General features: G+C 64.8%; 10 protein-coding genes. 5 read left to right on the top strand and 5 right to left on the bottom strand.

Going from position 1 to position 15,310, the window contains the following annotated elements:
* Positions 1-96 precede the first annotated feature (96 nt).
* Together LZC94_12730 and LZC94_12725 are read right to left on the bottom strand one after the other, a co-directional pair.
* Positions 97-939 (bottom strand): hypothetical protein, encoded by an 843-nt coding sequence (locus LZC94_12730; protein WXB18112.1) that lies wholly within the window; start codon positions 937-939, stop codon positions 97-99.
* A gap of 1,366 nt (positions 940-2,305) precedes the next feature.
* Positions 2,306-4,642 (bottom strand): hypothetical protein, encoded by a 2,337-nt coding sequence (locus LZC94_12725; GenBank protein ID WXB18111.1) that lies wholly within the window; start codon positions 4,640-4,642, stop codon positions 2,306-2,308.
* Between the two features lie 48 nt (positions 4,643-4,690).
* On the opposite strand from LZC94_12725, the gene LZC94_12720 reads away from it, so the two are divergent.
* Together LZC94_12720 and LZC94_12715 are read left to right on the top strand one after the other, a co-directional pair.
* Positions 4,691-5,089: a VOC family protein gene (locus tag LZC94_12720; GenBank protein ID WXB18110.1), complete on the top strand. Its 399-nt coding sequence runs from the start codon at positions 4,691-4,693 to the stop codon at positions 5,087-5,089.
* 119 nt (positions 5,090-5,208) lie between these two features.
* Positions 5,209-6,879: a hypothetical protein gene (locus LZC94_12715; protein ID WXB18109.1), complete on the top strand. Its 1,671-nt coding sequence runs from the start codon at positions 5,209-5,211 to the stop codon at positions 6,877-6,879.
* Positions 6,880-7,440: 561 nt separating this feature from the next.
* On the opposite strand, the gene LZC94_12710 is transcribed toward LZC94_12715, so the two are convergent.
* The gene (locus LZC94_12710; GenBank protein ID WXB18108.1) at positions 7,441-9,204 is read right to left on the bottom strand and encodes a monovalent cation:proton antiporter-2 (CPA2) family protein; all 1,764 of its coding nucleotides are present in this window, start codon (positions 9,202-9,204) and stop codon (positions 7,441-7,443) included.
* A 108-nt stretch (positions 9,205-9,312) separates the two neighbouring features.
* On the opposite strand from LZC94_12710, the gene LZC94_12705 reads away from it, so the two are divergent.
* Positions 9,313-10,734 (top strand): hypothetical protein, encoded by a 1,422-nt coding sequence (locus LZC94_12705; protein WXB18107.1) that lies wholly within the window; start codon positions 9,313-9,315, stop codon positions 10,732-10,734.
* A 1-nt stretch (position 10,735) separates the two neighbouring features.
* Here the strand turns inward: LZC94_12705 and LZC94_12700 are convergent, their stop codons facing one another.
* Positions 10,736-11,527 carry a tryptophan 2,3-dioxygenase family protein gene (locus LZC94_12700; protein WXB18106.1) on the bottom strand — a complete coding sequence of 264 codons (792 nt, stop codon included), beginning with the start codon at positions 11,525-11,527 and terminating at the stop codon, positions 10,736-10,738.
* A 613-nt stretch (positions 11,528-12,140) separates the two neighbouring features.
* On the opposite strand from LZC94_12700, the gene LZC94_12695 reads away from it, so the two are divergent.
* Positions 12,141-13,643: a M1 family metallopeptidase gene (locus LZC94_12695; GenBank protein WXB18105.1), complete on the top strand. Its 1,503-nt coding sequence runs from the start codon at positions 12,141-12,143 to the stop codon at positions 13,641-13,643.
* Between the two features lie 227 nt (positions 13,644-13,870).
* Here the strand turns inward: LZC94_12695 and LZC94_12690 are convergent, their stop codons facing one another.
* Positions 13,871-14,476 carry a phospholipase D-like domain-containing protein gene (locus LZC94_12690; GenBank protein WXB18104.1) on the bottom strand — a complete coding sequence of 202 codons (606 nt, stop codon included), beginning with the start codon at positions 14,474-14,476 and terminating at the stop codon, positions 13,871-13,873.
* Positions 14,477-14,865: 389 nt separating this feature from the next.
* On the opposite strand from LZC94_12690, the gene LZC94_12685 reads away from it, so the two are divergent.
* The gene (locus LZC94_12685; GenBank protein ID WXB18103.1) at positions 14,866-15,285 is read left to right on the top strand and encodes a hypothetical protein; all 420 of its coding nucleotides are present in this window, start codon (positions 14,866-14,868) and stop codon (positions 15,283-15,285) included.
* Positions 15,286-15,310 lie beyond the last annotated feature (25 nt).

Below are 15,310 nucleotides of genomic sequence, written 5' to 3'. Positions count from 1 at the left end.
GGTGCGGTGCGGCGACCGCGCGTGCACCGCGCGAGCCGGCCACGCCTTTCGCGCGGTCATCACGAAACCATCACCCAACCATCCCCCACCCCCCGACTACCGCAAACGCGGTGCCAAAAACGTCAACTCGATCCCCCCGCACCCCGCCGGACTTGGAAAGGCGGTGCGCGCTCCCGACGGGCCGGCAGCCTCTTGGAGCGCATCGAAGATGCCGATGACGTTCTGGGTCACCCGTGGCTTCATGCGCTCGGGCTCCTTCCACGTGCCATCGGTCCCATCGTCGTTGATGGCGAGGAACACGAGCATCGCGTTCGGCCTGGAGCTCGCGATCCCCTCCGAGGTGTATGCGCTCCCCGCGTCGATGAGCCGCGTCAGCCGCTTCGCATCGATGGGCGATTGGGGATTCACCCCCCGGTAGGCGACGATGGTGCCCATCGATTCGAAGGTGGTCTTCCGCAGCGCGAACGTGTAGCTCGCCGGCGGGGCCGCCTCCACCGTGTGGTAGGCAAATACGACGCTCATCGCGCACGGGAGCTCCGACTCGTCCAGGAGGGTCCACATCGCGGGGAGGGTCACCTTGTTGTCGTTCCCGTTCGCGAAGAGGGCCACGAGCAAAACGTCGTCGGCCACCGTTTCGGCCGGACGGTTTACGACAATGGGCTGGCCGCTCGGCACCTTCGCGGTCGATGCCCCGACGAACGCAGGGATCTCGGCCCCGCCTCGGGCATCCTCGGTCCCGCCGTCCGGCACGGGCCCCGGCCCGCGCGCATCGCCACCGGCCCCCGCGTCGACCGCCCCGGCCTCCGAGCTCTCGCGCGGCAGCGAATCGGGGTCGATATCGAAAACCAGCGCACACCCCGCCCCCACGGCCATGGCCATCACCCCCAGCCAAAAGACCGCGTTCTCGAGCCTGCGTCCATTTCGGGGCCGTCGCTTCATCCTGGATCTTGTGCACATAGCACGAGACCCGCGCTTTCCCCTCGCGCTTGCAGCACGCCGGCCACCCACCACGGGCGCGCCCACGGGACCTTGCGCCCGCTCCCCGAACCGGCGGAAGGTCAGCGCCCTCCGCTCCAACGGAGCATGCCGCCGAGCCCCTTCGTCCGAGCTCCGCGTCGCGCCTCGTCACGCTGTTCCCAGGGCGCCCTTCCTCTCGATACCACGTGCAACGACTCGCCAGCCGCACGCCGGCCCATCGGAAGATGAATAAATCAATCCAATGATTCGCAATCCCCAAATCCAAAACCTTACAAAAATCTTAAATAAGGTATCCCGCGACCCTGCGAGGAGCGCTCGCCCACCCTCACCGGCGCCCGCAGGTCGCACGTATCCCTTCGCACTCGATTCGAGATGTCAAAATGACATTAAATCGAACCCTGCGTTCACACGAAACGATTGCCAAGGCAGCTAACGCATGGCGCGATTGGCACGCGCACCGCGTCGTAATTGCTCAATCCATATTGAACAGGATTTCTATGGCAACTCGCTGTTTCGGAATTGGTCTGATACGACGCGCTCGGCCGACAATGGATTTGGGCCGAAAAACAAGCGGTTTCCCGGCCCAAACCAGCCTCAATCAGGCCCAGACCACCCTCGAGCGCAACGCGCCCGCCAGCGGTCGAGCGCCATCAGAGAAGACAAGTACAGATATGGAGATTCAAAACGATGTCGACGTTGCACCCGGGGGTCCTGGTGCAGGCCGAATCGAACCTGTTTCCAATCGGGGACGCACAGATCGCGGTGTGAGTTGGCGTCTCGAGGCACGTCACCACATCGCCCTGGTCGCGGTCACACGCGTCTTCCAGGACGCCGCAGAACGACCCGTTGCCGCCACCACCGCCGCCGCCGCTCACGTCCGCAGGGGCCGTGGAACCAGCGGATCCGGTCGTGGAGACTCCGAGAGCAACCAGTCCGGCGGCAACCACGAGCATGGACTTCATGTATTTCGTAATCTGGCGCATGACACTCCTCCATCGTTCCAGTTTGCCGCATCGCAACGCGCCCCCCAGCACGCGAGGACGATGCGGTGATTGGGTTTCTTTCATGCAGTGAGCCATCAATCGGGGTGATCAGTCCCGTCGATGTTCACTGGCGAGACCTAAATGGCATATCACGCGCGACGATACGAGGACGTTTTTGTAAATTGCGAAGCTGAGGAATCAATTACACGAGTATTTCGACTCGAGGCCGACAAGCATATTACGCATATCATGCAACATCGACAACGAAGCGCACCGGACACAGGGCGTAAAAACCGTCACTTCGTCCAAGCTCGTTCGAAGCCCAGCGCCCGGTGGTGTCGTGATCACCGCAACTGCTCCGCATCGGTTTCGTCACGTTGCCGCGCTGCGCGCGCTTCTTTCGGCGCGAGGCGTTGGGCCGCCTCGAGGATCTCCGCTTCTTGAACGAGCACGAGGTTCGCGGCCTCGGCCAGCGGAATGAACGAATCGGCCGAGGTCACGCGCGCAAAGGGCTTTGCGCGGAGCTCTGCGTCGCCCGCGCCGAGGAGGAGCGCGCTGATGCCTTCCGACACGTTCCCTGAACGCCGGCATTCGTCCACCACCAGCACCGCGCGCGCCTCGTACGCATGCCGCAGGATGGCATCCTCGGGCAGCGGGGCGATCCATCGGAGGTCGATCACCCGCGCATGAATCCCCTTTTCCTCCAGCGCACGCGCCACGCGCAAGCACATGGGCACGCCGTTGGCATACGTGAACATCACCAGATCGCGCGCCCCCTCCCCGTACACGCCGACCTCGCCGACGGCAATCGCCCGGCCTTGCTCGGGGAATGGAAAGCTCCAGGCGCCGTCACCCGAAAAGAGATCACGCGTGTGATACAATGCAATGGGTTCCACGAAAACGCAGACGCGCCCGTCGATTTTTGCCGCAGCAAGGAGCGTGCGCAGCATCATGACGGCGTCGTCGCCCCGCGAGGGGGCCGCCACGAGCACGCCGGGAAGATCGCGGAGCACGGCGAGGCTGTCGTCGTTGTGGAAATGGCCGCCGAACCCTTTTTGGTAACCGAGCCCCGCGATGCGCACGACCATGGGATTCTTCAGCTGACCGCGCGAGAAAAACGAGAGGGTCGCCGCCTCGCCGCGAAGTTGATCTTCGGCATTGTGGAGGTATGCCAAAAACTGAATCTCGGGAACCGGCAAGAGCCCAATCTGACTAGCACCGAGTGCAAATCCCAAAATCGTTTGTTCGTCGAGCAAGGTGTTGAACACCCGCCCCGCCCCAAATGTCTTCCAAAGACCGACGGTTACGCCGTACACGCCCCCTTTTTCGGCCACGTCCTCCCCGAACATCAGCATCTCGGGGTACTTGCGCATCAAATCGGCCAGCCCCATACGAATGGCATGGGCGAGCGCCTTGGGCTTGTTGGCGTCGGCCGGCGCAGCCGCATACCCCGCGCGCCGGGCCTCGTCGAGCACTCGGGTTTCTGCTCGGGTTTCCGCTCTGGCTTCTGCGCTCGCCCCGTGAGCCGACGGGGGCGCGATCGCGTCCATGACCGCCTCGCGCGTGCGAAGCTTGGGCCGGAGGGAGGCCTTTCGCGAGAGCGCCGTGGTCGTGGAGACCGCATTGTCGATGGTCGCGAGAAGCTCGACCGATGTCATGGCGCCGGCCTCGAGGAGCGATTGCGCGGTGAGCAACACCGGATCGCGCTGCTCGGCAGCTGCAACCTCGGTCGCCGCACGGTACTCGGCGTCGGCGTCGCTGCCCGCGTGTCCCCACACGCGCTCGCATCGAAGGTGGAGGAACACCGGCGCACGGGTCTTGCGGCACGCGGCCACCGCGCGCTCCGTCGCCTCGTAGGCCTGCGAAAGATTGGAGCCATCGGCCGCGATGTATGCGACGCAAGGCATGCCGCGCATGCGAGCCTCGACCCACCCCGGCGGCGTTCGCACGGAAACGCCGAGACCGTTGTCCTCACAGACGAACAGAACTGGCACGGGAACGCGTTGGTACGCGGCCCACGACGCTGCGTTGATGGCGCCTTGCGCCGTCGAGTGGTTCAACGAGGCGTCGCCGAAGGAGCAAATCACGATGGAGTCGCGGGTGGTCGGCACGGTTCCCGCTGCGGGTATGCCGTTCGTGCCGTTCGTGTGAACACGCAGCTTCGCCGACCGGTCGATCGCTACCGCCATGCCCACCGCCTTCGGCAAGTGCGATGCAATCGTGCTGGTCTGCGGCGGAATGCCCCATGGCACACTGCCAAATACTTTGTGCCGCCCGCCCGAAATCGGATCATCGGCCGACGCGGCCAGCGACAGCAAAAGCTCGAAAATACCCGGCGGATCGCCGCCCTGCGCCATCCCCGAGGCACGCACGGCCGCCCGCGCGCGGGCGATGAAGAACGCTCCGCTGCGATAATGAAGTAAGGCCGGATCGGTGCTTCGTGTCAGGTGCCCGAGGGCGACGTTTCCTTCATGCCCCGCGCTCGCAATCGTATAGTAACCTTCGTTTCGCGCGCGAAGCTCGTGCGCCTCGATGTCGACGATGCGACAGTGCAACTGGGAGATGAAGAGCTCCCGGGCCAGCGCATGCGGTAAAACCAGCGGCGGCGCGGCGAGCCGGACCGCTCCCTTGGCAACGTTTCGAAGACTCTCGAGCGACCGACGGGCGCGAGCTAAAGGCATGAGCCTCCTCTACCATGCCCCCTCCGGATCGTGGCAGGATCTCACCCCATGTCCACGCTGGATCACGTTACATTGGTCGTACGGGATGTGGTGCGCTCCAAGGCCTTCTACGCGCAGGTGCTCGCCACGTTGGGAATCGAAATCTTCAAGGACTTCGGTCAAGCGTGCGGCTTCGGCCGCGACGGCAAACCCGATTTCTGGATCGGCACCGGCCCCACGGCGTTCCAGACCGCGGAGCACCTTCGCATCATCACCCCCTCGCACGTGGCGTTCGCCGCGCGCAGCCGCGCCGAGGTCGATGCCTTTCACCTCGCCGGCCTCGCTGCCGGGGGAAAGGATTTTGGCGCGCCTGGAGTCCGTTCCCACTACCATCCGAACTACTACGGCGCCTTCATCCTCGACCCCGACGGACACGATATCGAAGCCGTCTTCCATGGATCGCCGTAAACCGTAGAGAACGGATTTCATCCACTTTTCAATCTTCCCACATCGATATGCCGCATCGCTACGTTCAGCTACCATTCAAAGCGGAGTGCTTCGGGCCGACCTCGGCCACGCATGCCACGGTGGCGTTACGGGCGGTGTCGGCCGAGGTCGACCTCACAACGGGCACCATCACGGCGCGCGAGGGCGGCTATGTGCGCGATCCGCCCGCCGAGGCGAGCTTGGTGCTTCAAGGGCTCACAGAGAACCTGGCGGAAACCGCCATCGGCCACACGACGGAGCTCTCCGATCCGGAGGGGCAAAAGGCCCGCTTCGACGGCGAGATCTCGCACGCGTGGCGGAGCGGCGACTTCGTCCTGGCCATCGTGGCCATGCCGGATCGGCGCTGGGACTGCGTGGCGTTCACCCTCGGCGGCGAGGAGGTCCACAGGCTCCCCGCCTCGTGGCAGTCGCCGCTCGCGGGCTCCGCACACGTCGCAGCGTGTGCGCTGGAAGGGTTGGTCCACGTCTTTCGCTGGGAGGGAACCACCGTTCGCAGCGTCTCGCTGGCCACCCCGCCCTCGTATGGCGGCGAGGGGCCCGACGTCTTCGTCACGGACGCGCGCATCTGCGTGCTCTCGGGCGGCTATCTGCTGCTCATCGAGGCGGACGAGCTCGCGTTCGACGGAGCCCACACGGCGCTCCCCATGCGCTACGAGGCGCTGGCCGGCGCGGGCGGCTCCGATCCCGATCCGGGGGAGGCGGTGGTGGTGCTCCCCGAGAGCATCCTGGTCGATCATCCCCGCTTCAAGCGCCTGCGGCTGCCGCGCGACTCGAACGCGCCCGCCATCGCCAAAGGCGATCCCATTTTCATCGACGACATCCGCGAGGGCTTGCCCGGTATCCTCCACGTGCACGCGTGGCACAAGGCCGGTGAGGAGCCCACCGTGCGCCCGGCCCCTCCGCCGCTGGAGCTCGATCCTCCGGCCGTGGCCCTCGCGCCGGAGCCGTCCTTCGCGTCACCCCCGTCGCTCCATGCGCCCGTCGCCAGCTCGGGGGCGCGGGTGCTCGACTCGGAGAGGCTCGACGACTTGGCCTCGCGCCATGGGTTCGTTGCATCCGAGTTGCTTTTGAAGCTCCTTCGCGTTCGCGAGTCGGACGGCGTCTTTCGGCGGTGGCTCGACAAGCTGGGGTGGGACATCATCGAGGTGCGCGCGCTCGCCCGCGATTGGGATACGGATCCCAACTTGCTCGCGGTGTGCCGTCTGGCCAACGGCGATGAATTTGCACTCTACATCTATCCGCCCTGGTGCAAGGAGGGAAACGAGCCGCCGGTGGTGGAGGCCTTGCACGAGACGAACTTCGTCGAGTTCAAGGCGCGGACCTTCGAGGCGTTCTTCGACCGCGAGCTCCAGCGCCGCGTCGACGAAGAGGCGGCCGACACCGAGCTGGTTCGGATGATCCGCGAACGTCTGGAGTTCCCGATGGCCGCGCGCGATGCGGGGGAGCCGCCGCCGTGGCTGCCCGTGGAGTCCGTCCCCCCATCCACCCCGGCGGCGCCCCGCGCGGGCGGGGGGCTCTTCGCATCCATCAAGAACCTCTTCGCCAAGTCGTCCGCCCCGAACGGCCCCGTCGAGGCGGCGCTGGCCATCGAGAAGCACGGCAACGTGCTGGAGGCCGAGCGCGCCCTCCTCCGGCTCTACCTCCTGCGCCACGAGCTGGCCCCGCGCGCCGCCCTCGAGCTCCGGCGCATTTATCGAAGCCTCGATTGGAATTTTGCCTTCGAAAACATCGAATCATCAATTCGCCGCTAACGATTCGTCGTCGATTCACGAGATTTACCATCCTTTCGCAAGAGCGAATCGACGACCTCTCTTCGCGACACCGAAAGGGTCGATCACGTCGCGAGCACGAGCGGCACATCACCTCGCGAGCTCGCACACGAGCGGCGCGATCACCTCGCCAGCGGCACATCACCTCGCGAGCTTGCACGCCGGCGGCGCGATCACTTCGCCAGCGGCACGTCAGCCCACGGCCCAGCGGCTCGCCTCGAGGTGATCTTGCGCTTCATGCCGCGCAGCCGAGCAAGGCGTATGCCCCGCACGGCCGATTGCCAATCATCGCCGAGATAACGTTATTCCGCGTACTGCGATTGTCGCGTCATCCGTCTCGCCACCCGCCCGGGGTGGGCGGCCGATCCACGCTCGTTCGATTGTACATCGACATGCATCGCATGGTGATCCTTTTACGTCATTTCAATCCGCGATGTTACCCGGCATGTAACGGTGTTACAGCCCCCACCGACTGTTCGTCGCGTCCACGATATCGCACCATCGTGCCGGGCGGCCGGAATGCCCGAATGGCCCGCGTCACGGCTAGGTCGACGCCTGCGCATCGTCTTCGAAGATGCGCTTCAATTCGGCGGTGTACTCTTTGGCCGATGCGATGAGCGCCTTTTGATCGTTGCGCAGGTGATACATTTTTCGCACTTGGGCGTCGTCGTATTCGCCGAATCGGCGCACGGCCTCGATGGCGTCGGTGCCGGGCAGGCCCAATGCCTCCAAGGTCCACGCGGAGAGCTCCAGGCTGGAGGCGAAGGTCTCGCGGCTCAAAATATCGATGCCCAGGCCCAGCAGCGCATAGGCATGTTGCCGGTTTCGGGCGCGCGCGATGATCTTCAAATGAGGGAAGTGGTGCTGCACCGTATTGGCCACCGCCAAGGAGCCCTCCATGTCGTCGACCGTGAGGACGAAGATGCTCGCGTGCTCGGCCCCGGCGGAGCGCAGCAGATCGGCCCTGGAGGCGTCGCCGTAATAAATCTTGTTGCCGAATTGTTTGATGAAGTCCGTATGTTGCGCGCTAGCGTCCAGGGCGGTGAATGGAATGCCTTTGGCCCGCAAAACGCGCCCCACGATCTGCCCCACCCGGCCGAAGCCGGCGATGATCACCTGGTTGCCTTCGTCGGTGAGCTCGTCGAAATCGCGCTTCACCCCGCGGTCCAGGCGCGCGAAGATGCGGTCGCGCACGATGAAGAGCAGCGGGGTCACGGCCATGGACAAGGTAACGACGACCACCAGCAAGTCGGCCATGCCCTTGTCGAGCACCGCGCCATCCTGCGCCACGCCAAAGATGACGAATGCAAACTCGCCGCCTTGCGAGATGGCCACCGAAAGGCTCGCCCGACCGCGCAGGGGGAGCTTGGCCAGCTTTCCCACCCCATAGAGCACCGCGAGCTTCACGGCGGTGAGCCCCAGCACCAGCGCCACCACCAGCACCGGACGCTCGAGCGCCAGCTTCATATCGGCCGACATGCCGACGGCCATGAAGAACAACCCCAGCAAGAGCCCTTTGTACGGCTCGATGTTCGCCTCCAGCTCGTGCCGGTACTCCGAATCGGCCAGGAGCACCCCGGCGATGAAGGCGCCCAGCGCCTCGGAGAGCCCCACCCCGTGCATGATGAGCGACGTCCCCACCACCACCAACAAGGTGGCCGCCGCCGAGAGATCGTGGTTTCGCGACGAAGCAATGAAGCGAAGCATCGGCCGCAAGAGATAACGGCCGGCGAGGCCGATGCCCAAGAGCACCCCCAGCACGGTCAGCACCCGCAATGCCGGGCTCCCGGTGCTGGTGCTCGCGTGCGTGCCCAGCATGGGGACGAGCGCCAAGGTGGGAATGGCGGCGACGTCTTGAAAGAGCAGAATGCCGAAGGCCACGTGGCCGTGCGGCTGCGCGAGCTCCTTCTTCTCCCCCAGGACCTGCAGCGCAAAGGCGGTCGAGGACATGGATAGGGCCAAGGCCGCCACCAATGCCGTGCGAAAAGTCCAGCCAAACAGCATGATGGCGCCCGAGAGCACCGCGGTGGTGCCCAGCACCTGCGCGCCGCCCATGCCAAACACTTTGCCGCGCATTTTCCAGAGCCGGGAGGGCTGCAGCTCGAGGCCAATCAGGAAGAGCAAAAGCACCACCCCGAACTCCGCGAAGTGAAGCGTCTCCTCCACCCGGGAAATCAGCCGCAGACCGCATGGTCCAATGAGAACACCAGCAGCGAGATATCCAAGCACGGTGCCGAGACCGAGCCGCTTCGAGAGAGGAACCACCAACACGGCGGCCGCGAGAAAAATGGCAACGTCGACGAGCATAGGATCGCGCAGAATGCCTGACACGTAGCCACTTCCGAGAACTTTTTTTCTCGAAACGACCTCGAAACCCAGCCGCTTTTTCCGCCGGGAAGCCTAAGATCGCTGCTCGTGATCGACCGAGGCGAAAGCGAGCAGCACCTTCAACCACTCAAAACCACGCCCGAATCCACCTTCGCCATCTTCCGAGACGTCCGTAAGGCCCGAAAGGAAGGCCCCGAAGGAGTCAGCCGGCGCCAGCGCGCGCGACTGCGTGAGCTGATTGCGTACGTTCGTGCCCACTCACCTTATTACCGCGAGCTCTATGCCGATCTGCCCGCGTCCCTCGACGACGTGCGGCCCTTGCCCGTAACCAACAAACAGAAACTGTCCGAGCGCTTCGATGATTGGGTCACCGATCGGGAGCTGACCCTCGCGAAGGTCCGGGCGCACGCCGACGATCCCGATAAGGTCGGCCAAAAGCTGCACGGCAAATACACGGTGACCACCAGCTCGGGGACCACCGGGCGGCGCGCCTTCTTTTTGATGTCCGAGGAGACCAAGACCGTCGGCGGTCTTCTGGTCTTGCGCGCCATGTCCAGCGTGCTCTCCACCTGGAAGGTGCTCAAGATCCTCACGGCCTCCGGGCGCACGGCCATGCTGGTGCCGACCGGAGGACACTTTGGGAGCCATGTCCTGGCGACCCAAAAACGCGACGCGAGCGCGCGGCGCAAGAGGTCGATGCGGATCTTTCCCGTCACCACGCCCATGCCCGAGCTGGTGGAGCAGCTCACCGCGTTTCAACCCACCTATGTGGAGTGTTACCCCACGGTGGCGCTCCTGCTCACCGGCGAACGGGAGGCCGGGCGCCTCGCCATCGCGCCGGAGTTTTTGGCCATCTGCGGCGAGGGGCTCACCGAGAACGAATATGCGCGCATGCGCGCGGCGTTCGGCACCACCGTGCTCGATTTGTACGGGGCCAACGAGTTTCCCGGCTTGATGATCAAGTGTCCGGAGGGCTGGTACCACCTGCACGACGACTGGATGATCTTCGAGCCGGTGGACGCGCACTACCAACCCACGCCCCCCGGGGAGCGATCGCACACCGTGCTGGTGACCGTGCTCTATCGGCGCGAGCAGCCCATCCTCCGCTACGATATCGGCGATAGCATCTTGGTGCGGCCGGATCCCTGTCCCTGCGGCAATCCGTTCCAGGCGATCAAGGTGAACGGCCGGGTCCCCATCATGCTGCACTTCCCCACGCCCGGCGGCGAGGTCCGGACCTTGTCGTCGTTCGTGGTGAGCTTGCAGATCGAGCTCGCGGGCGGGGTCGAGCTCTTTCAAATCGTGCAGACGGCGCCCGAGACCTTGCGGGTGCGCTTGCAGCCGCGCGCGGGGGCAGACCCCGAGAAGGTGTGGCGCGATGCGCACCTCGCGCTCTCGTCCATGCTGACGAAGCACGGGCTCGCGCACGTGGCCATCGAGCGGGGCACCGAACCGCCCGAGCTGTCGCCGGGCGGCAAGTTGCAATCGGTGATCCCGCTCGGGCGGTGAATCAAAGCTCGCCGCGCACCGCCCACAAATCGGGAAAGATCGGGTTGAAGAGCGTACTGCGCAAGTACTCGGCGCCGAGCGAGCCTCCGGTGCCGGGCTTGCGCCCGATCGTCCGCTCCACCATCTTCACGTGGCGGTAGCGCCACTCCTGCAGCCCCTCGTCCACGTCCACCAGGCGCTCGGCGATTTGCGAGGCCTCGCCGTCGTCGTGGTAGACCTGGACGAGGACGCGCTGCACGGCCTCCGAGGGCTCGCTGGGGAGGCGCACGTCGCGCTCCAACTTTTCGCGCGGCACCGCGTAGCCGCGGCCCGCGAGGTAACGGAGGAAGGAGTCGAACAGGGACGGGCGGGCGACGGCGGCCAGGATTTGCGCGCGCCAGGGGTTGCCCTCGGGGTAGTGCTCGTACGCCCCGCGATCGCGGCGGCCGAGGGTCACCTCGAGCACGCGGAACTGGCCCGACTGAAAGCCGCTCGAGGCCTCGAGGCGCGCGCGGAAGCTGGTGAACTGCCGCGGGGTCATCGTCTCCAGCACGTCGATCTGCGAGACGACGACTTTGAGGATCGTAAGCACGCGATTCAAGGTGTGCAGCGCGTGGGCGCCGTTCCCCTCTTCCAACCGGCCCTGCAAGTGCCCGAGCTCGTGCAGGATCTGCTTGAACCAAAGCTCGTAGACCTGGTGGATGACGATGAACAGCATTTCGTCATGCTCGTCGGAGCGCGGACGCTGCGCGCCCAGGATCTCGTCGAGCGCGAGGTAGGATGTGTAGGTCAGCGCGGCGGAGGATTCACTCATGCCCTCGTCAATACCTCGACTTCCAGCCTTTCGGGCGAACCTCGAGACACAACGCGCTCCGGATTTCAGGCTCGAGCCACGTGGTACCGAGCTGCACAACGCGCGCGATCGAGGACCCGCCGGCGCGCGCGAACCCGAAAGCGAGCGCGAGCCGTCCGATTCACGGTCGAGGCCACCGTGCGCCCGCGGGCAGGCGCCGACGACTCGGAGCTCGTGAGCCTTTCGGCGATCGCCTCGAGGTCGATCGCCACACAGGCGCGATCGGATCGTTCGACATCCTCGTTCATACTGGCTCGTTCATACCGGCATTCGAGTATGCGCGTGACAACGATGCCGATGGCCTGCGCGAAGTAGCGCCGCGAGCGCGCGTAAACGATCCGATCGCTGCGCCCGCAAGGAGGCGTTTGCATCGACGACATACCGACATCCATGGTGCCTCCGACCTTGCGGCCGACTCACCATGTACGCGCAAGTGATCGTCTATCGACCTGGCGCGCGCGATGCGTGTAGGAACACAATGTCGCAGCTGAATCACTTTGTCACATCACAACTTGTTAATTCGGCATCGGAATTACCCTATACGAAATACCCCCCTCACTGGAGGTATTCGATCATGCGTTCTCTTTCCCTTCGTCGATTTCCGAAGATCATGCTCGGCATTGCGACCGTTTTGCTGGGAGGCTCGGCGATCGCCGCCGGAGGTCCTGGCGCGCCCGGCCTCGGTGATCCTTATTATCCAAATGATGGAAATGGCGGCTACGATGTCGATCACTACGATCTTCGCCTGACCTACCGACCGAGCAGCGACCAGCTCTCGGGCACCACCACGATCAAAGCCACGGCGGTGCAGGACCTGACCGCGTTCAATCTGGATTTCGCCCTCAGCGTGAGCGCCATCAACGTCAATGGCGCGGCGGCGCGGTTCACCCGAAGCGGCGCCGAATACACGGTCACCCCCGCCGCGGAGCTGCCGGCGAGCAAGCCCTTCACGGTGGAAGTGACGTATTCCGACGTGCCGTCGCGGGTGTCGGGATCGACATGGGTGAAAACGTCCAACGGGGCCCTGGCCGTGAACGAGCCGCACATCGCGCGCTATTGGTTCCCGAGCAGCGATCACCCGCGCGACAAGGCCACCTTCGACGTATCGATCGCCGTGCCCGACGACGGCACCACCGTGGTCTCCAATGGTGCGTTCCTGGGCTCTGCGGTGGAGACCGGCGGTCTCAAGCGCTGGAATTGGCGCAACGTGAACCCGACGGCGACCTATCTGACGTTCGTCACCATCGGCAAGTTCACCGTCAATCATGCCACGGCGGGCGGAAGGCCCTACATCACGGCATACGCTTCGAACGTGACGGGCGCCACCCTCACCAACGCCCGCAATAGCCTCAATCGTACACCGGACATCATCGACTACGAGTCCAGCGTCTTTGGCCCCTACCCCTTCGCGGCCATCGGCGGGGTGGTGGTGCCGAACCTCAGCTTCGCCCTCGAGGTGCAAACGCGCCCCGTTTACGGCACGGCGTTCTTCGGATCGCGCGCCAACACGAGCGTGGTCGCCCACGAGAACGCGCACCAATGGTGGGGGGACAACGTCTCCGGCGACACATGGCGCAATATCTGGCTGCACGAGGGCTTCGCCACCTACGCCGAGTGGCTATGGTCGGAGCACAACGGCACCGGCACCGCGCAGCAAATCGCGAACTCCACGTACAATTCGCGTCCGGCGAGCAGCTCGTTCTGGCAAGTGGTGGTCGCGAACCCCGGCGCCGGCAACGAGTTCAACGCCGCCATCTACGATCGCGGCGGCCTGGCCGTTCATGCGCTGCGCGTGGCGGTGGGCGACACGGCCTTCTTCAACATTCTAAAGACGTGGCAATCGGAGCGGAAGTACTCCACCGGCACCATCGAGCAGTTCATCGCCACCTCCGAGCGCGTTTCGGGCAAATCGCTGCAGGCCGTCTTCAACACATGGCTCTTCACCCGCGGCCGCCCCGCCAGCCCCCCCGGCGCAGCCTTCGACGCCGAAGCATTTGCCGCTGAGCCGGAGCCGCCGGCGTTCGCCGAAATCCAAGAGACGCACCGGCTGCTCGCCGAGCAGCATCACGCGCACTGATTTCCAGCGTTTAGGCTGAGCACTCCCCCACGGGAGGGGCACTTGCGAGCCCCTCTACCCCTCCCGGGGATTTGGTGACTGAACCTACGGTTCGAGGGAACGAAGCCCACCAGCTTCGTCCCAACGGTTTCGAAGCAGGGACGCCCACGAGCTTCGTCCTATGGTTTCGAGGCGGCGACCCCCGCGAGCTTCGTCCTATGTCGCATTTCGAGGCGACGAGCTTCGTTCTATGCGAATTTTGTCCAAAGTTTTTCGAACTGGGCGGCGAACTTTTCGACCAGGGTTCCGTCGTGCGTCAGGACCAGGTTTTCGTCGTTGTTGGCGGCGGCGCTGCGGGTCCAGTTGTAGCTGCCGTTGAGAAGGGCGCTGTCGTCGAACAAAGCAAATTTGTGGTGCATATGGAACTCGCTCCGATCGACGCGAATGGCGAGGCCGGCGCGCGCGAGCCTGGGAATGTCAGAGCCCTCGTCGTAGACCTTGTCGTTGTCGGTGATGATACGGATGCGGATGCCCCGCCGGTGGGCGGCCAGAATGGTCTCGGCGATGCGGTCATCGGTGATGGTGAATACGCAGACATCGACTTTGGCCCGGGCATTGGCAAAGGCCGACCTGACCGCGCCGATGCATTGGTCGCCTGGGCTGAAGAACGCATCGCTTTGCTTGGGGCGCAGGCTCTCGGGCGATAGCACCTGCATCACCTCCTCCAGCCATTCGATCATACGGCGGGCGTGCGGATCGACGACTTGCGCTTTGGCCAGCCGGAAGGCCCGCTCGCGAAGCTGGACGAGCTCGTTGCACGAGAGCGACGAGCCGCCCAGCGCCAAATCGAGCATTTTTCGCTCGGTGCGCGAAAGATGCCCGTCGTCGAGGGTCGCTCGGACCAGCTGCTCGAACTCTTTCAGGGTGACGCTCACGCATCTCGTTGGATGACCGGGCCGCCTGGAGCATCGTGGCGTCCGCCCCATGCGCAGCGAGGTGAGCCGTCGACATTTCGAGCTCGGGCGGTCCAAAAACGGCGGCAGGCACACCCGCCTCACGGTTCATCACTTGAACCACACATATCGTTCGAGACGGTCGCCTTCCCGTCCAATGAACGCGGGCGGTCAACGCGGGGCGCGCGTTGGTCCGCGTGACGTCGGACCTGATGGTGGTCGAATGGAGACGATTCGCGCGTTCTTTGAATGGACGCCGACATGAAAAATGCACTACTCCGGGGGTTACCATGTCCAAAGATCTCCAAGCCGCCATTCGTCACCTCGCCGAGACCTTTGCCCAGGGCGTTCTCGACGCCGTGCGCGCTTCCTCGCTCGAAGAAATCCGAAACAATGCCGACGGCGGCGCACGGCGCCGGGGCCGCCCCCCCCGTGGCGCCGCCGCCGCCACCTCCGTGGAGCCCGCGCCCGCGCCCGCGCGCGCAAAGCGCGGACGCGCCGCCAAAGGTCAGGAAGAGGGGACCGACGTATCGGTCGATCGCATCGTGTACCTCGTTCGCAAGAGCCCCAAAGGACTGCGCTCCGAGGAGCTCCGCGCGCGACTCAACTTGGAGAAAATCGCGTTCCGGCAGGCGGCGGCCAAGGCCGTGGCGGCAAACTTGATCCGAAAGACCGGCGAGAAGCGCTCGACGACCTTCTTCCCCAAGTGATCGAGCCAAGGATGACGGTGAGGAC

It is taken from the genome of Sorangiineae bacterium MSr11954 (genome assembly GCA_037157815.1).
In the GTDB taxonomy this organism is placed as follows: Bacteria; Myxococcota_A; Polyangia; order Polyangiales; family Polyangiaceae; genus Pendulispora; species Pendulispora albinea.
Note: the sequence above shows the minus strand (reverse complement) of the source record. Positions and strands in the feature narration are given on the sequence as shown.

Coding starts and splice junctions, on each gene's coding strand:
- LZC94_12730 (WXB18112.1), bottom strand. CDS start 939: ATGAAGCGACGGCCCCGAAATGGACGCAGGCTCGAGAACGCGGTCTTT.
- LZC94_12725 (WXB18111.1), bottom strand. CDS start 4,642: ATGCCTTTAGCTCGCGCCCGTCGGTCGCTCGAGAGTCTTCGAAACGTT.
- LZC94_12720 (WXB18110.1), top strand. CDS start 4,691: ATGTCCACGCTGGATCACGTTACATTGGTCGTACGGGATGTGGTGCGC.
- LZC94_12710 (WXB18108.1), bottom strand. CDS start 9,204: ATGCTCGTCGACGTTGCCATTTTTCTCGCGGCCGCCGTGTTGGTGGTT.
- LZC94_12700 (WXB18106.1), bottom strand. CDS start 11,527: ATGAGTGAATCCTCCGCCGCGCTGACCTACACATCCTACCTCGCGCTC.
- LZC94_12695 (WXB18105.1), top strand. CDS start 12,141: ATGCGTTCTCTTTCCCTTCGTCGATTTCCGAAGATCATGCTCGGCATT.
- LZC94_12690 (WXB18104.1), bottom strand. CDS start 14,476: ATGCTCGATTTGGCGCTGGGCGGCTCGTCGCTCTCGTGCAACGAGCTC.
- LZC94_12685 (WXB18103.1), top strand. CDS start 14,866: ATGTCCAAAGATCTCCAAGCCGCCATTCGTCACCTCGCCGAGACCTTT.